This is a genomic window from Ruegeria sp. (genome assembly GCF_965221235.1).
Classification (GTDB): Bacteria; Pseudomonadota; Alphaproteobacteria; order Rhodobacterales; family Rhodobacteraceae; genus Ruegeria.
Window position 1 is genome coordinate 2022926 of the sequence record NZ_CBDCRS010000004.1, and the last position, 16138, is coordinate 2039063.

18 protein-coding genes are annotated in these 16138 nt (G+C 59.6%); 11 read left to right on the forward strand and 7 right to left on the reverse strand.

All coding sequences use genetic code 11. From position 1 onward, the window contains the following. Positions 1-3: 3 nt before the first annotated feature. The 5 genes from ACOQOY_RS13265 to ACOQOY_RS13285 are packed head-to-tail and all read right to left on the reverse strand — an operon-like array spanning position 4 to position 4494. Positions 4-1293 carry a TRAP transporter large permease gene (locus ACOQOY_RS13265; protein WP_170337175.1) on the reverse strand — a complete coding sequence of 430 codons (1290 nt, stop codon included), beginning with the start codon at positions 1291-1293 and terminating at the stop codon, positions 4-6. Then, on the reverse strand, positions 1294-1881 hold the full coding sequence (locus ACOQOY_RS13270) for a TRAP transporter small permease (RefSeq protein WP_420585884.1): 588 nt from the start codon (positions 1879-1881) through the stop codon (positions 1294-1296). 53 nt (positions 1882-1934) lie between these two features. Then, the gene (locus tag ACOQOY_RS13275; RefSeq protein ID WP_420587246.1) at positions 1935-2450 is read right to left on the reverse strand and encodes a flavin reductase family protein; all 516 of its coding nucleotides are present in this window, start codon (positions 2448-2450) and stop codon (positions 1935-1937) included. Next, complete coding sequence (locus ACOQOY_RS13280; RefSeq protein WP_420585885.1) at positions 2450-3340, reverse strand: aldo/keto reductase; 891 nt, start codon at positions 3338-3340, stop codon at positions 2450-2452. Before ACOQOY_RS13280 ends, ACOQOY_RS13275 begins: the two co-directional genes overlap by 1 nt. Continuing rightward, positions 3340-4494 (reverse strand): LLM class flavin-dependent oxidoreductase, encoded by a 1155-nt coding sequence (locus tag ACOQOY_RS13285; protein WP_420585886.1) that lies wholly within the window; start codon positions 4492-4494, stop codon positions 3340-3342. The genes ACOQOY_RS13280 and ACOQOY_RS13285 overlap by 1 nt, the downstream gene beginning before the upstream one ends. A 105-nt stretch (positions 4495-4599) precedes the next feature. On the opposite strand from ACOQOY_RS13285, the gene ACOQOY_RS13290 reads away from it, so the two are divergent. The 5 genes from ACOQOY_RS13290 to ACOQOY_RS13310 all read left to right on the forward strand — a co-directional run bounded on the left by ACOQOY_RS13290 (position 4600) and on the right by ACOQOY_RS13310 (position 10259). Further along, positions 4600-5310 carry a GntR family transcriptional regulator gene (locus tag ACOQOY_RS13290; RefSeq protein ID WP_420585887.1) on the forward strand — a complete coding sequence of 237 codons (711 nt, stop codon included), beginning with the start codon at positions 4600-4602 and terminating at the stop codon, positions 5308-5310. Positions 5311-5322: 12 nt separating this feature from the next. Continuing rightward, positions 5323-6420 (forward strand): Gfo/Idh/MocA family protein, encoded by a 1098-nt coding sequence (locus tag ACOQOY_RS13295; protein ID WP_420585888.1) that lies wholly within the window; start codon positions 5323-5325, stop codon positions 6418-6420. Between the two features lie 181 nt (positions 6421-6601). Beyond that, positions 6602-7756, forward strand: a complete 1155-nt coding sequence (locus tag ACOQOY_RS13300) for a phosphoserine transaminase (protein ID WP_420585889.1) — start codon at positions 6602-6604, stop codon at positions 7754-7756. Between the two features lie 56 nt (positions 7757-7812). Beyond that, the gene (serA, locus tag ACOQOY_RS13305) at positions 7813-9408 is read left to right on the forward strand and encodes a phosphoglycerate dehydrogenase (protein WP_420585890.1); all 1596 of its coding nucleotides are present in this window, start codon (positions 7813-7815) and stop codon (positions 9406-9408) included. 116 nt (positions 9409-9524) lie between these two features. Beyond that, the gene (locus tag ACOQOY_RS13310; protein ID WP_420585891.1) at positions 9525-10259 is read left to right on the forward strand and encodes a metallophosphoesterase family protein; all 735 of its coding nucleotides are present in this window, start codon (positions 9525-9527) and stop codon (positions 10257-10259) included. On the opposite strand, the gene ACOQOY_RS13315 is transcribed toward ACOQOY_RS13310, so the two are convergent. After that, positions 10242-11759, reverse strand: coding sequence for a malonate--CoA ligase (locus ACOQOY_RS13315; RefSeq protein WP_420585892.1), 1518 nt, complete (start codon positions 11757-11759; stop codon positions 10242-10244). The genes ACOQOY_RS13310 and ACOQOY_RS13315 overlap by 18 nt on opposite strands. Before the next feature lie 168 nt (positions 11760-11927). On the opposite strand from ACOQOY_RS13315, the gene serB reads away from it, so the two are divergent. The 4 genes from serB to ACOQOY_RS13335 are packed head-to-tail and all read left to right on the forward strand — an operon-like array spanning position 11928 to position 13937. Further along, on the forward strand, positions 11928-12803 hold the full coding sequence (serB, locus tag ACOQOY_RS13320) for a phosphoserine phosphatase SerB (RefSeq protein WP_420585893.1): 876 nt from the start codon (positions 11928-11930) through the stop codon (positions 12801-12803). Between the two features lie 46 nt (positions 12804-12849). Continuing rightward, positions 12850-13179: an ArsR/SmtB family transcription factor gene (locus ACOQOY_RS13325; protein ID WP_420585894.1), complete on the forward strand. Its 330-nt coding sequence runs from the start codon at positions 12850-12852 to the stop codon at positions 13177-13179. Next, positions 13167-13592, forward strand: a complete 426-nt coding sequence (locus ACOQOY_RS13330) for an SRPBCC family protein (protein ID WP_420585895.1) — start codon at positions 13167-13169, stop codon at positions 13590-13592. Before ACOQOY_RS13325 ends, ACOQOY_RS13330 begins: the two co-directional genes overlap by 13 nt. Positions 13593-13616: 24 nt before the next feature. Beyond that, complete coding sequence (locus ACOQOY_RS13335) at positions 13617-13937, forward strand: YciI family protein (protein ID WP_420585896.1); 321 nt, start codon at positions 13617-13619, stop codon at positions 13935-13937. Between the two features lie 3 nt (positions 13938-13940). Here the strand turns inward: ACOQOY_RS13335 and ACOQOY_RS13340 are convergent, their stop codons facing one another. After that, entirely contained in the window at positions 13941-14939 is a 999-nt protein-coding gene (locus ACOQOY_RS13340; RefSeq protein ID WP_420585897.1) for an asparaginase, read from the reverse strand. Between the two features lie 177 nt (positions 14940-15116). On the opposite strand from ACOQOY_RS13340, the gene ACOQOY_RS13345 reads away from it, so the two are divergent. Both ACOQOY_RS13345 and ACOQOY_RS13350 read left to right on the forward strand, forming a co-directional pair. Beyond that, positions 15117-15650 carry an invasion associated locus B family protein gene (locus ACOQOY_RS13345; protein ID WP_420585898.1) on the forward strand — a complete coding sequence of 178 codons (534 nt, stop codon included), beginning with the start codon at positions 15117-15119 and terminating at the stop codon, positions 15648-15650. 55 nt (positions 15651-15705) lie between these two features. After that, positions 15706-16083: a lysozyme inhibitor LprI family protein gene (locus ACOQOY_RS13350; RefSeq protein WP_420585899.1), complete on the forward strand. Its 378-nt coding sequence runs from the start codon at positions 15706-15708 to the stop codon at positions 16081-16083. Positions 16084-16138: the final 55 nt, after the last annotated feature.

The window sequence follows — 16138 nt, forward strand, 5'->3', positions numbered from 1 at the left end:
TACTCAGTTGGCAAATCCCGTTATCCTCGGGATCGTCATGGATAATGCGGGGATATAGGTGATCAGGAAGATCACTATGATTTCGACCGCCAGGAACGGCAGGATCGCCTTGGCGATGGTCTCGACCCGTTCGCGCGAGACTGCGGCGGCCACGAACAGGACCAATCCCATTGGCGGCGTGGCGAGGCCTACAGTCAGGTTGACGCTCATGATGATGGCGAAGTGGATCGGGTCGACGCCGAGGCTGGTAAAGATCGGGCCAAGGATCGGACCAAGGATGATGATCGCGGGGCCTGCATCCAGAAACATGCCGACGATGAACAGCAACAGGTTGATCAGGAACAGCAGGATCAGCGGGTTTTCCGACAGGCTGAGGATCAACGAGGCCAGTTGTTCCGGCGCGTGGCTGAGGCTGACGACCGTCTTGAACGCCATCGCTGCGCCGACCAGCAGAAGAACGACGGCGGAGGTCATGCCTGCGTTGCTTAGAACCTCCGGCACTTCCTTCCATGTCAACGTGCGCAGCACGAAGAAGCCGATGATAAAAGCATAGCCTACGGCAACAGCAGCGGCCTCGGTCGGGGTGAAGATGCCGCCCAGAATGCCGCCCAGAATGATCACTGGCGTCATCAGCGGGAAGAAGGCTTTCAGGCTGGCCTGGCGCCGCTCGGGCCAGGTGTATTTACGGCTGGCGACGGGGAAGTCGTACTTGTCGGCCATCAGTTTGATCATCAGCATGAGGCCGACGCCGACCATTACACCGGGTACGATACCTGCAAGGAACAGTGCCGCAACGCTTTCGCCCATGACATAGGCGTAGATGATCATAATGCCCGAGGGCGGGATGATTGGGCCGATCACCGAACTCGCCGCTGTGATCGCGGCGGCGAATTTGCGTGTGTAGCCCTGTTTCTCCATCGCCGGGATCAGCATCGATCCCAAAGCGGATGTATCGGCCACGGCAGATCCCGAGAGGCCCGCGAACAGGATCGAACTCAGCACGTTCACATGGGCCAAACCCCCGCGCAGGTGGCCCATCAGGGCCTGAGAGAACTCGACGAGGCGGATGGTGATGCCGCCGCGATTCATCAGCTCTCCGGCCAACATGAAGAAGGGAATGGCCATCAGCGGGAAGCTGTCCATGCCGTTATACACATTGCGATAGAGCAGCGTGATGTCGTTGGTCTGACCGTTCAGCCATAGCAGGATACCGGGCGCGGCCAGAAGGGCGAAAAAGACCGGCAGGCCGATCAGCAGGAAAATCAGGAAGGTGGGCAGGAACCAGATCAGCATTTATTCGGCCCCCACTGCCGCGTCAGGAATTTCGGGAAGCAGGTGACCCCCGCCCAGCAGAGTGATGAAGGATCGCAGGATCAGCTCGATATTCACCGAGATCAGAAGGACGATCCCCACCAGCAGCGAAGCCATCATCCAGCTGCGCGGAATGCGGTACCATTCGTCGAACCCGAAAGAGGTGGGCAGATACAGCGCGGCGGTGGCGAATTTGCCGCCAAAGCCGGTGACCTCGGACCAGCCGATATTGACGGCAACCAGCAGGACGGCGAGCGAAATCAGCAGCAGGAACAGGTTCAGCGTTTGGCCGATTACGCGCGGCAAAAAACGCTCCAGCATGTCGATGGCCACAAAGCCGCCGCGCCGGAACGCGGTGGGGGCCATCAGACCAGTCATCCACAACATGCAAAACCGAGCGGCCTCATCCGGCCAGGGCAGGGCGTTGCCCAGAACGTATCGGAAGAACACCTGAATCAGGATTGCGATCACCATGAGTGCAATCGCAACGACACCAACCGCGCGGCCCAGACGCAGCGCGGTTTCGTTCACGAATGCAATCGGCGCAAGCACCGATGCCAGTCCGCTCATGCGGATCCTCCCTTGTTCAGCCGCGGGTATGTCCCACGGTCGTCAGACCGCGCTTAGTGCTGCGCGAATTGGCCGAGTTTCCCGGCGTAAAAGGTCAGCGCGTCTCCATCCGCCATGCTGGCCTTGAGAACCTTTCCTACGACAATAACGTGATCGCCCGCATCGTGATACGCGTGCTGTTCGCATTCGAACCGCGCCAGACAGTCCGGCAGGATCGGCGTTCCGTTTTCGCACCGCGCATGCGCGATGTCGCGCAGCGCAAAGGCGTCCTTGGAACAGCCAAAGCACAGTTCGGCCTGTTCCGAGGACAGCACATGCACGCTGAAATGGCGGGCCTTGTGGAAATAGGGGAAACGGCGCGAGTTGCGGTCGCCCGCCCACATGATCAGCGGAGGGTCTAGCGACAGCGACGAAAAGCTGTTGGCGGTGATGCAAACCGGGCCATCCGCGCTGTCGCAGGTGACGATGGTGACGCCGGTGGCAAAGCGCCCGAAGGCATCGCGTAGGGTGCGGGTGTCGTCCTTATGCGGAACGAAAGTATGGGTCATGTCCTTTGAGATTGCGTTCATCATGGTACCTCATGCCCCAGCGCCGCCTCATAGAGGCGATACCAGCTTTCACGATCCAATTTGACTTTCAAAGCGTCCGAGATGGTTTTGATGCGGCCCAGATTGTTGGTGCCCATCACCGGCAGGATGTTGGCCGGATGGGCCAGCAGGAACGCCACGGCCACAGCGGCGCGATCCACGCCGAACTCGGCTGCGATCTCATCTGCCACAACGCCGACCGGAGGGTTTCCGGCCATCAACAGGCCTCCACCCAGCGGAGACCACGCCATGATCGGTTGCCCATGCTGCTGGTGAAAGGCCAGATCGCCATTGGTGAAGGGGCTGATCTCGCCCAGAGAAATCTCGATCTGGTTGGTGACCAGTTGCGTTTCCATCGCTGATTGCAGCAGCGACCAGTCCCACGGGCGGAAATTCGAAACGCCGACCGCGCCGACCTTACCGCTGGCGACAACTTCGTCCAATGCGGCCCCGGTTTCATGGTGGTCCATCAGTGGGTCAGGGCGGTGGATCAGCAGCAGGTCGATATGGTCGATGGCCATTTCGGACAGCGACGTGTCGACTGATTTCAAGATATGCGCGCGCGAGGTGTCATAGTATTTGACCTTCGCATCCGAGTAGCGACCCATTGGGGCGATGATGTCGCACTTGGTGACGATTTCCATCCGCTGACGCAGGCTGGGATTGGCGCGTAACGCGTTGCCCAGAACGGCTTCGGCCGCATAACCGCCGTAGATGTCGGCCTGATCGAAGGTGGTGATGCCCTGATCCAAGCAGGCTTGAATCTTGGCCTCGACATGGCCCACAGACGTGTCGCTGTCATCGCCCAACCGCCACATGCCATAGACTAGGCGGCTCATTTCCAGCGAGTCAGATAGTTTCACACGTTGCATCAACAGCGTACTCCGTTGCCCAGCGGTGTGGCCGGGGTCGTCTTTGGGACCCTTCCGTAAGCTTCGGGAAGGGAGCAGGTTTTCAGGTTTGGCAGGACGCGTGCGCCGAAATGCTTGGCCTCGTCCATGTGCGGATAGCCCGAGAAGATGAAGGCGCGGATGCCCATCTTCTGGTATTCCTCGATCTTGGTCATGACCTGATCAGTCGAACCGACCAGCGCAGCACCACAGCCTGACCGCGCACGACCAACACCGGTCCAGAGGCCGGGTTCAACATAGCCATACTCATCGGCCAGATCGCGATTTTTGGCCTGATGCGCGACACCCAGCGAGGTCGAATCCAGCGCTCGTTCCCGAATCGCGCGGCCATACTCATCATCCAGCTTCGAGACGATGTAGTCCGCATATTCCTGCGCCTCGGCCTCGGTATCGCGAACGATCATGTGGACGCGCAGGCCGTAATCCAGCGTGCGGTTGTAATTCTCGGCGACTGCATGGACGGCCTTCATCCGCTCGGCCAGTTGGTCCTTGGTTTCGGGCCACATCAGGTAGACGTCACAATGCTCGCCACACAGATCAAGCGCCGAGGGGGAATAACCGCCGAAATAGAGCAACGGGCCACCGGTTTGATAGGGCCGCGCCGGATCAGTGGTCAGGCCCGAGAAATTATAGACCTCACCCGCGTGGTTGATCTCATCCTGCGTCCAGGCCTGTTTCAGGATCTCTACCACCTCGCGCGAACGCTGATAGCGGAACGCGCTGTCGGCTTTCTCACCGGGAAAGTCGGAGGAGATGATATTGACCGTCAACCGCCCCTGCAACATGTGATCCAGCGTCGCGATGGTGCGAGCCAGCATGATGGGTTGCATCTCACCGCAGCGCACGGCGGCCAGCAGATTGATCTTTTCCGTGATCGGCGCACAGCCCGCGACAAAGCTTAGCGTATCCTGACCGACCTGATAGGAGGAGGGGCACAGGATATTGCGGAAGCCCTGTGCCTCGGCCTCTTTCACGATGCCGGAACAATGCTCCCAGCTCGACCGCAGGTCGCCATCCGGGACGCCGAGGAACTGGTAATCGTCCGAACACAAAGCGGCAAACCACGACACCTCAGCCGCATCCAGATCGGGGGATGTGATGGGGACGATGCTCATTTGATTCACGCTCCGTACATCTTTGACTTTCCTCTTGCGTAGCAAGCGCATTGATGTAGATCAATAGTGTATCAATTTTTCCTGCGACCGAGTGAAGCGTCCACCGTGCCAGCCTCGAACCGAAATCCGAATGCCCTGCCGGTTTACATCCAGATCGCGGAACTTCTGATCCGCGATATCGCGGCGGGCCGTCTGATCGACGGCGAGCGTCTGCCACCCGAACGCGACATGGCGGCCCGGCTTCAGGTCTCGGTCGGGACGCTGCGAAAATCGCTCGCTGAGCTCGAAAAAAAGGGGATGTTGGAGCGGATACAGGGCTCGGGCAACTATGTGCGCGAGACTGGGACGCAGAACAGCGTCTATGCGATGTTCCGGCTTGAATTACCCGAAGGCGGAGGCCTGCCGCGCGCCGATATCCTGTCAGTGGATCATCTGGATAAGCCCATTGATTTGCCAAGGTTTGGCACATCGAACCGGGGATCAAGGGTGCGCCGGATGCGCTACCTGAATGACACAATCATCGCGGTTGAAGAAATCTGGCTGGACGAATCAGCCGGACAGATCGACCGGGCGCTGCTGTCGGACTCGCTCTATCGCTACTACCAGCACCAGTTGGGGTTCTGGATTACACGGGCCGAAGATCGGGTGACGGTACGCCCCTTGCCCGACTGGACGCCGTCCGGCTTCACCAAACCGGCCGGTGAAATCGCCGGGTATATCGAACGGTTCAGTTGGTCCGACAGGGCCGAACCCGTCGAGTTTTCAAAAACGTGGTTCGACCCGGATCGAGCCACCTATGTTCAACGATTGAAGTAAAAGGAAACGCGCATGACCCGGACCATCCACTACGGGCTGATCGGATGCGGCATGATGGGGCAGGAGCACCTGCATAATATCGCTTTGCTGGAGGGCACGCGCGTCTCGGCGATTTTTGAGCCCGACGCCGGGATGGCAGCAAAGGCGCAAGCGATTGCGCCCGAGGCGGATATGGTCTCGTCGGTTCAGGAACTACTGGCCGTCCAGGATCTGGATTGCATCGTGATTGTCAGCCCGAACCATCTGCATGTGGATCAGATTACCGAGATTGCTGAGACACGCCCATTGCCGCTGTTGGTGGAAAAGCCGCTGTTCACCGATCCGGCGGATGCCGCCCGGTTGGAGGCGATCCAGAGCAGCTATCCGCATCCGATCTGGGTGGCGATGGAGTATCGCTATATGCCGCCCATCGCGGCGCTGATTAACGAGGTGCAGGCCACCGGCGGCGTCAAGATGCTGTCGATCCGGGAACACCGCTTTCCGTTCCTTGAAAAGGTAGGCAATTGGAACCGGTTCAACCGCAATACCGGCGGCACGTTTGTCGAGAAGTGCTGTCACTTCTTCGACCTGATGCGGCTGATCCTGCAATCCGACCCGGTGCGCGTCACCGCCAGCGGCGGACAGGCGGTCAATCATCTGGACGAAACCTATGAGGGCCAGACACCGGACATTCTGGACCACGGCTATGTGCTGGTCGATTTCGCCAACGGCGCGCGGGCGATGCTGGAGCTGTGCATGTTCGCTGAAGGCGCGCGCTATCAAGAGGAAATCTCGGCCATTGGACCAAACGCCAAGATCGAGGCGCTGGTTCCCGGCCCGGGGCGGTTCTGGCCCGAGCATCTGGGGGAACCTCCGATACCGCAGGTCATCATCAGCCCGCGCGATCCGAAGGGTCCGGTTTGCAAGGATATTCCCGTCGACCCGCGCTTGTTGGCAGCGGGGGATCACAACGGCTCGACCTTTTTTCAGCATCAGGGATTTCTTGAACTTCTGCGCGGGCAACGCGCCCGCCCGGATGTGACGCTGCAAGACGGTATGTGGGCCGTGCGCATTGGGCTGGCGGCGCAACAAGCGCTGAGAACCGGGGAAACTGTATATCTGACCAACTAGCGCTCTGACCCGGTCGGGAATGCGCGTATCGGAAACAGGTGTTCCGGATCGGCGCGGGTGGAGGTGTCGTTTTCAGCAGAAAAGGAGTCTTTTCTGCTTGCTGGTGCTGCGGACGCACAATAGCTCTGGCCGTGGGACACCCCTCCCCAACGAGGGGCGTGTATCTGGAAGGGTAATACAGATGAGCACCAATACACCGGCAACGCGGCCGGCAAATCCGCGTTTTTCCTCGGGCCCCTGCGCCAAACCCCCCACATTTGATCTGTCCAAACTGGCTGATGCTGCGCTGGGTCGGTCGCACCGCGCTGCTGTTGGCAAGGACAAGCTGAAAGCGGCCATCGAAGGCACGCGTGAGGTTCTGGGCATTCCGGCAGATTACAAAATCGGCATCGTGCCCGCCTCGGACACCGGTGCGGTTGAGATGGCGCTTTGGTCGCTGCTGGGCGAACGCAAGGTCGAGATGCTGGCCTGGGAGAGCTTTGGCGCGGGCTGGGTCACCGATGTGGTCAAGCAACTGAAGATCGACGCCGAAGTGAAGACCGCGGATTACGGTCAGATCGTTGACTTGGCTTCGGTCGATTTCGCCAATGACGTGGTGTTTACGTGGAACGGTACGACCTCGGGCGTGCGGGTTCCCAATGGCGATTGGATCGCCGACGACCGTCAGGGTCTGACGATCTGTGATGCGACCTCGGCGGCCTTTGCGATGGACCTACCCTGGGACAAGCTGGATGTGACCACCTTCAGCTGGCAGAAGGTTCTGGGTGGCGAGGCGGCTCACGGGATGCTGATCCTCAGCCCTCGCGCCGTGGAGCGGCTGGAGAGCTACACCCCCGCATGGCCGCTGCCCAAGATTTTCCGCCTGACCAAAGGCGGCAAGCTGATCGACGGTATCTTCACCGGCGCGACGATCAACACGCCCTCGATGCTAGCGGTTGAGGACTATCTGTTCGCGCTGGACTGGGCGCGCTCGGTGGGCGGGTTGCAAGGGCTGATCGCCCGGGCCGATGCCAATGCCGGTGCGGTGCACGCGTTCTGTGAGCAGAATGACTGGATTGCCAATCTGGCTGAGGACGCGGCGACGCAATCCAATACCTCGGTCTGCCTGAAATTCACGGATGCCCGTATTCAGGACGGAGCAAGTTTCGCCAAAGCTGTGGCCAAACGGCTTGAAGCCGAGAACATCGCGCTGGACATCGGTGCCTATCGCGACGCGCCTGCGGGCTTGCGCATCTGGTGCGGTGGCACGGTTGAGACCTCGGATATCGAGGCGATGTTGCCCTGGCTGGCATGGGCCTTTGAGGCCGAGATTGCGGCGCAGTCTGAGGCTGCCTGACTTTTAACCGGGCCATGCAAGGCCCGGACCCTCTATACAATTCAAGGACCAGAGATATGGCCCCCAAAGTACTCGTATCTGACAAGCTCAGCGAAACCGCCGTGCAGATTTTCCGTGATCGTGGCATCGACGTGGATTTCATGCCTGATCTGGGCAAGGACAAAGACAAGCTGGCCGAGGTGATCGGTCAGTATGACGGTCTTGCCATCCGCTCGGCCACCAAGGTCACGCCGACCATTCTGGAAAAAGCCGACAAGCTGAAAGTCATTGGCCGCGCCGGGATCGGAACCGACAATGTCGACAAGGATGCCGCCTCGAAGAAGGGCGTGATCGTGATGAACACGCCGTTCGGCAACATGATCACGACCGCAGAACATGCAATTGCGATGATGTTCGCCGTGGCGCGTCAAATCCCCGAGGCGTCCACCTCGACCCATGCGGGCAAGTGGGAAAAGTCCAAGTTCATGGGCATCGAGCTGACCAACAAGACCCTCGGCGTGATTGGTGCGGGCAACATCGGCGGCATCGTCTGTGAACGCGCGCTGGGTCTGAAGATGAAGGTTGTGGCTTATGACCCCTATCTGGGCGAAGAGAAAGCCGCGAAGATGGGTGTCGAGAAGGTCGAACTGGACGAGTTGCTGGCCCGTGCCGACTTCATCACACTGCACGTGCCGCTGACCGATCAGACGCGCAACATCTTAAGCCGTGAGAACCTCGCTAAGACCAAGAAGGGTGTGCGCATCATAAACTGTGCCCGTGGGGGTCTGGTCGACGAAGACGCACTGGCGGAGGCGCTGCAATCGGGTCATGTCGCAGGCGCAGCCTTTGATGTGTTCAGCGAAGAACCAGCCAAAGAAAACGCCCTGTTCAACCTTCCTAACGTGGTCTGCACCCCGCACCTTGGCGCGGCGACCACTGAAGCGCAGGAAAACGTGGCGCTTCAGGTGGCTGAGCAGATTTCGAACTATCTGCTGACCGGTGCTGTGGAAAACGCGCTGAACATGCCCAGCGTGACGGCGGAAGAGGCCAAGGTGATGGGCCCGTGGATCAAGCTGGCAGGTCACTTGGGCAGCTTCATCGGCCAGATGACGGATGAGCCGATCAAGGCGATCAACATCCTCTATGACGGGGTCGCCGCCGAGATGAACCTTGCTGCACTGAACTGCTCGGTCGTTGCGGGGATCATGAAGAAGTTTAACCCCGAGGTGAACATGGTCTCGGCCCCGGTTGTTGCGCGTGAGCGTGGTATCCAGATTTCGACCACCAATCAGGACAAATCCGGTGCCTTCGAAGGTTATATCAAGGTGACCGTTGTGACCGAGAAACGCGAGCGTTCCATTGGGGGTACCGTGTTCAGCGATGGCAAGCCGCGCTTTATCCAGATCAAAGGCATCAATATCGACGCCGAGATCGGGGCGCATATGCTCTATACCACCAACGAAGATGTCCCGGGCATCATCGGCGCGCTGGGTCAGACCATGGGTGAGAATGACGTCAACATCGCCAACTTTACGCTCGGCCGGTCCGAGGCAGGGGGTGAGGCCATCGCGCTGCTCTATGTCGACGAACCGGTTCCGGCTGAGGCGCGCGCCAAGCTGGCCGAGACGGGCCTGTTCACCCAGATTAAGCCGCTGGAGTTCGACGTTGCCTGACACGTGTTGAAATTCTGAGACATTCTGTACCCGCGCCACCCAAGGCGCGGGTATTTTCTTTTCTCAAGCCGATATTCGCGCAACAAGCGGGTATTCTTAGGACATATGGGTTTCTGATGACCTCTCCGATTTACGCCATTGGCGACATTCACGGCCAGCTAGAGATGCTACAGCACGCGCTCCATCTGATTGAACGCGACGGCGGGCGCGATGCGCAGATCGTTTTCATCGGAGATTACGTGGATCGCGGTCCGGACAGCCGAGGCGTTCTGGATCATCTGGCAAATGCAAAACAGGCCGGGCGGAACTGGACCTTTCTGCTGGGCAATCACGACAGAATGTTCGCGCGGTTCCTGCATGATGGCTCGCCCGCAGAAGCCAAATTGCGGGTCGGTGAGCATTGGTTGCATGAGCGTCTGGGCGGTACGGAAACGCTGGCGTCGTATGGGGTCGATTTTGAGCCTGACGAGCGATTTTATCGGATACTCGACCGGGTACAGGCGGCGGTTCCGCAGGACCATATCGACTTTCTGGCTAAGCTGGCGACGCATCATCTTTCGGGCGAACTGCTGTTTGCCCATGCGGGCATTCGCCCAGGCATTCCCGTGGCCGATCAGTCCGAAGAGGACCTGATCTGGATCCGGCAGGAATTTCTGGAGGATCCCCGCCCACACCCATACCTGATCGTTCACGGCCACACACCTGCGCAGCGGGCTGAACATCGTGGCAATCGGATCAATCTGGATGGCGGCGCGGGTATGGGCAGGCCATTGGTTCCGGCCGTGTTCGAAGGCCGGGATTGCTGGCTTCTGACCGACGATGGCCGGGTGCCGCTAATCCCGCTTGAATAGGTCCTTAAACTCTTCTCGCAGAACATTTTTCTGAACCTTGCCCATCGTATTGCGGGGCAGCGCGTCCAGAACAATCAGCTTGCGGGGATGTTTGAACCGCGCCAGCGCGTCCTGCACCTTGGACAAGATGACGTCAGTGTTCGGGGTCTGGCCCGGTTCGGCCACCAGAAGACCCACGGGGGTCTCACCAAAATCAAGGTGCGGCACGCCGATGACGGCGCTTTCCAGCACGCCGGGCTGGTCGTCCAGCAACAACTCGATCTCTTTGGGATAGATGTTGTAACCGCCCGAGATGATCAGGTCCTTGCCGCGCCCGACGATGTGGACGTAACCATCCTCATCCACGCGGCCCAGGTCGCCGGTGATAAAGAAGCCGTCCTCGCGCAGCTCGGCGGCGGTTTTCTCGGGCATCTGCCAATATCCCTGAAACACGTTCGGGCCGCGCACCTCGATCATGCCGATTTCGCCCTGCGGCAGGGTCTCACCGCTGTCAGGGTCGGTCACTTTCAGTTCCACATCCGGCAGAGGAAACCCAACCGTCCCCGCGCGGCGCTCGCCGTCATAGGGGTTTGAGGTGTTCATATTTGTCTCGGTCATACCATAGCGTTCGAGGATGCGGTGGCCCGTGCGGTCCTCAAACCGCTCATGGGTTTCGGCCAGCAGAGGGGCAGACCCCGAGATGAACAACCGCATATGCCGCGTCAGATCGCCGGTGAAACGCGCGTCGCTCAGCAGGCGGGTGTAGAAGGTCGGCACCCCCATCATCGAGGTCGCCTGCGGCATCAGGCGTATCATGTCGTCCAGTTCGAATTTCGGCAAAAAGATCATCGACCCGCCCGAGGCCAGCACCACATTCGTCGCCACGAACAGCCCATGGGTGTGAAAAATCGGCAGAGCGTGCAGCAACACGTCATCGCGGGTAAACCGCCATTCCTGCACCAGTGTTTCGGCGTTTGACAGCAGGTTGGCCTGTGTCAGCATCGCGCCCTTCGACCGCCCCGTGGTGCCAGACGTGTATAGGAACGCGGCCAGATCATCCTCGGTTCGTTTCACGGGCTCAAACGCAGGCAGCATTCCCAGCGCCCGCCGCATCAGACTGCCCGAGCCGTCAGCGTTCAGTGTCTCGACACGCGCGTTCTGTGCGGCGGCAATGGGGGTAAGCCCGTCTTTTTTCGACGCGTCGCAAACAACCAGTTTGGCCCCGCTGTTTTCGATGAAATAGCGCAGCTCGGACGTGGTGTAGCCAGTGTTCAGCGGCAGAAAGATCAATCCGGTCTGCGCACAGGCCGCAACCAGCGCCAGCGCCTCGGGCGATTTCTCAACCTGCACGGCCACGCGCTCTCCAGGTTCCAGCTCATACCCGGTCAGCGCATTGGCGATTTGCGCCGCCAAATCCAGAAAAGCGGCATGGGTTATCGTCTGACCGTCCGGCAGGTGCAGGAATGGCGTATCCTTGCCCGCGTGAATGCCAAAAAGCCGGTCATAAAGCGGGTTGGCCATATCGTCTTTCCTTTGCGCCTGCTCGATCTGCTGTGAATCTGTATCGGAATGGCAGAGGGGTAAAGACCCTGCGCGCGGAATTCGAAAAAGGGGCAGAATTCTGGGTGGGATCACTGGTGAAACGATGGCCCCTGCGGTATGCGCAGGGGAGCTTTTCGGAGAGTGAAGATGTACGTAGCCACCCTGTTGACCAACCCGAATACACCCAGCCTTGAACAGGCTTTGGTCGAGTCGCTGCGCAATGCGTGGGGCGGGGGCGATGTGGTCTGGCTCAGCCCTGATGAAGCGGCGGAATTCACGCTTTCCGATCTGCCTGACAATCAGTGGGAAGTCTGGGCCGAGCTGCAGGCGCTTAAGGTCGATCTGATCGTGCAACCGGCCGACAATCGCCGCAAAAAGATGCTGCTGGCCGATATGGACAGCACCATGATTCAGCAGGAATGTATTGACGAACTGGCCGATGAGGCAGGCGTCGGTGATCGCGTCAAAGACATTACCGCGCGGGCGATGAACGGAGAACTGGATTTCGAAGGCGCGCTGATCGAACGCGTTGGTTTGCTGAAAAATCTGGATGAGGCGGTGATCGACAAGGTTCTGGCCGAGCGCATCACCCTGATGCCGGGCGGCAAAGCGTTGCTTGCGACCATGCGTCAAAATGGTGGCTATGCTGCGCTGGTCTCGGGCGGGTTCACCGCGTTCACGGCCAAGGTTGCCGAGCTTTTGGGATTTGACGAAAACCGCGCCAACACGCTGCTGGCTGAGGGCGGCAAGCTGACCGGTGACGTACAGCGTCCTATTTTGGGCAAACAGGCCAAGGTGGATGCACTGGAACAGATCACTGCACGGCTTAGCCTGTCCGAGGCGGATGTGATCGCCGTGGGCGACGGGGCCAACGATCTGGGGATGTTGGGTCGGGCCGGGACCGGTGTTGCGCTGCACGCCAAACCCTCGGTCGCGGCGCAATGTGACATTCGGATCAATCACGGCGATCTGACGGCGCTGTTGTATCTACAGGGCTATTCCCGCGCAGATTTTGCGGTCTGATCGCAAGGGCCTTCCCTTTATTTAACAAAAATGTTAAACAGTGGTCATGAACACGCTTCTGACCACTTTTTCGGCCTTGTCCGACGCCACCCGATTCTCAATCGTCGAGCAGTTGATGCAGGACGGTGAACTGCCCGCCGGAGACCTGATCGACGGGCGCGGTATGTCAGGCGCCGCAATCTCGCGCCATCTGAAGGTGCTGCGCGAGGCTGGTTTGGTGCAGCAGCGGGTGCAGGGCAGTCAGCGGATGTATTCCATCCAGCCCGAGGGGCTGCGGGCGATTGCCGAATGGACCATCTCGAAACGGCAATTCTGGGAAGGCAGCCTCGACCGTTTGAACGATATGATTGAAAGGGAGAACTCATGGCCGACCTGAAACTGGAACGTGAGTTCCCCACAACCGCGGAAAACCTGTTTGCCTGGATCAGCGACTGTGCAAAGCTGTTGCAATGGTGGGGGCCTGAAGGAATGCACGTGCCCGAACATGATCTGGATTTCTCGCGACTTGGGCCGTGGTATTCGGTCGTGGTGAATGCCGAAGGGCAGCGGTACAAAGTGTCCGGCCACGTCACCCATGTCGATCCGCCCAATTCAGTGGGCTTTACTTGGGGATGGCATGACGATCAGGATCAGCGCGGCGCGGAAAGTCATGTGACGCTGTCCGTCACAGCAACGGAAACCGGGGCCAAGCTGGTTCTGGATCATCGCGAACTGGCTGATGCCGAGGTTGCTGCAAACCACAATCAGGGCTGGACCTCGTCACTGCGCAAGCTGGAAGCCCAATTTTAGATTTTTCATCAGGGAGGAAGAGAAATGCCTCAATTTTTGTTTGTCTATCACGGCGGTCACACTCCAACCGATCCCGCAGAAATCGAAGCAACCATGGCTGCCTGGGGCGCGTGGTTCCAGAACATGGGTGATGCGCTGGACATCCCCGGCAACCCGGTCGGCCAGTCTTATACCGTCAGCCAAGGCGGCGTCGTGGACAATGGCGGCGCGAACCCGGCCTCGGGCTTTACCGTCGTCAAGGCCGACAGCATTGACGCCGCGACCGAGATGGCCAAAGGCTGTCCGATGGTCGCGAACGGGTCAGGCTCGGTCGAGGTGGCCGAGGTGCATCCGATCGAGATGTGACCCTCAGCCCGGGAACCCCGGTGCAGGTTTGATCACGCCGCATTCCAGCCCGCGACGGCTGTATTGGGTGGCGTCCATGAATGTGCGTGTGGCCGGATGCTCGGCCTCCAGCACGCCCAGACTAACCAGAATGGCCGCAATGGCGCATTCGCTGGCGCGAGTGGTACCGTCGGTGATCTTCAGCGCCACGCCCATACGCTTTTCCGGAATGATGGCGATGAAAACCGCCTCGGCCCCGGTCTTGATCGCGACGCGGCCCTTCATGGCACGCATCAACTCGGTACAGGCGCGGTTTTCGCCGGCGACCAGTTCGGAGTGTTTCATCATTGCTGCGGTCAGTTGCGCCGCCGCATCGCTGGCCCGGTCCGAGCGGTCAGCGGCCGAAGCAAACCACGCCATCGACCGCGCCAGCCCCACCAATGAGGTGGCAAAGTTCGGGGCTGAACAGCCGTCGATGCCATAGGCCGGGCTGGTCTCATCCGTTGTTTCCTCTAACGCCGACAGACATGCCTGCTGCACGGGGTGGTCGATCTCAAGATATTCCGGCCCGGCCCCCATGTGCTGCGCCACGGTCAGGAACCCGCAGTGCTTGCCCGAGCAATTGTTGTGAATCTGGCAGGGCGTATCGTCGGCGAGAATCAGCCCGTCGCGCGCGGCCATGTCCTGCGGTTCCTGCGGACCACAGCGCAGATCGCTCTCGGCAAGGCCCAGATGGTCCAGCCACGCTGTCACCCGATCCGTATGAATATGCGCACCACTATGTGAGGCGCAGGCCAGCGCCAGATGTTCGGAGTTCAGCCCGTATTTCGCCGCTGCCCCGGATGTGATCAGTGGTAAACCCTGGATCATCTTGGCCGAAGACCGGGGGTATATCACCGCGTTCGGATCACCCCAGCTTTGCACGATCTGGCCGCTGTCATCACAGATCACCGCATGGCCCAGATGCAGGCTTTCCAGCAGGGGACCTCGCCACAGTTCTGTCATTGGTACCGGCTGCGTCATCTGGCCCCTCCTGAATATGCGCAAAATTCTGCCAATCGCCCTTTCGCCTGTGGCGAAACCTGCGTTAGTGTGTGTATGTCGACAATCATCGGAATACGCAACTTACAGACGAACCGGCAAGGTGCGCAGGCATTTTCGATGGGTATGAGGTTTAGGTCGAGCTAGGAGGCTGGACAGATGGGATCGAAACTCGTCCGTGTGATCGCGGGCCTGTGCGTGGCAGGGATGGCCACAACTGCAACCGCCCAGCAGGCGACAAGTACCAACCGAGTGGCCGCCAAGACGGACTGGAGTGTGTTCGTCGAGGATGACCCCACCGAATGCTGGAGCGTTGCGACACCAGACGAAACCGTCAACACCCGAGGCGGACGCGTGGTATCGGTGCGGCGCAGCGATATTCTGCTGTTTGTGGTTTTCCGCCCCAGTGAAGAAGTGGCCGGTCAGGTTTCCTTTACCGGCGGGTATCCGTTTGCAGCCGGGTCATCGGTCAATGTCAAGATCGACGATCAGGAGTTTGAATTCATCACCGATGGCGAATGGGCGTGGCCTGCGACGCAAGGTCAGGAACCGCAGGTGATTGAAGCCATGAAAAAAGGCACCGAGGCGGTTCTGACTGCGCGTTCAGAGCGCGGTACACAGACCAAGGACACGTTCTCTCTGCTGGGCTTTACCGCTGCGCTTGAAGACGCGCAGAAGCGCTGCACGAACTGATCCCTTAGGCAAAATGCTGTGTTATGTTGGGGCTCTGTCGAACAGGAGTCCTTTCATGCGTTGTGCTGTGATTCTTTGCCTCGTTCCCATGTCCGCCATCGCCGATCCGACGCTGGAATGCGCCGACGCGCATTCGCAGGTCGAAATTGGGGCGTGCGTGTCCGATATGGAAGAACGCGTGAATATGGCCCTCGACGCCGCATATGGGTTTGCTGTCGAGTCCGCCAAGGAACTGGATGAGGTCACCGGTCGGTTAGTGGCCCAGCCTGCGCTTGAAACGGCACAGAACGCCTGGGTCGCGTATCGCGATGCGCAATGCGAGGCCGTGGGTGCCTCATACGGCGGCGGGTCGGGTACAGGGATCGGCATCACCGCCTGCCGGGTTCAGTTAGGTCGGGCACGTGTGGATGAATTGCTGCGCTATGCAAATTAGGCGCGTCGATTTCTTTTGATCTTTGCGCGCGATCCTATATAGAGGCGCATCCCAA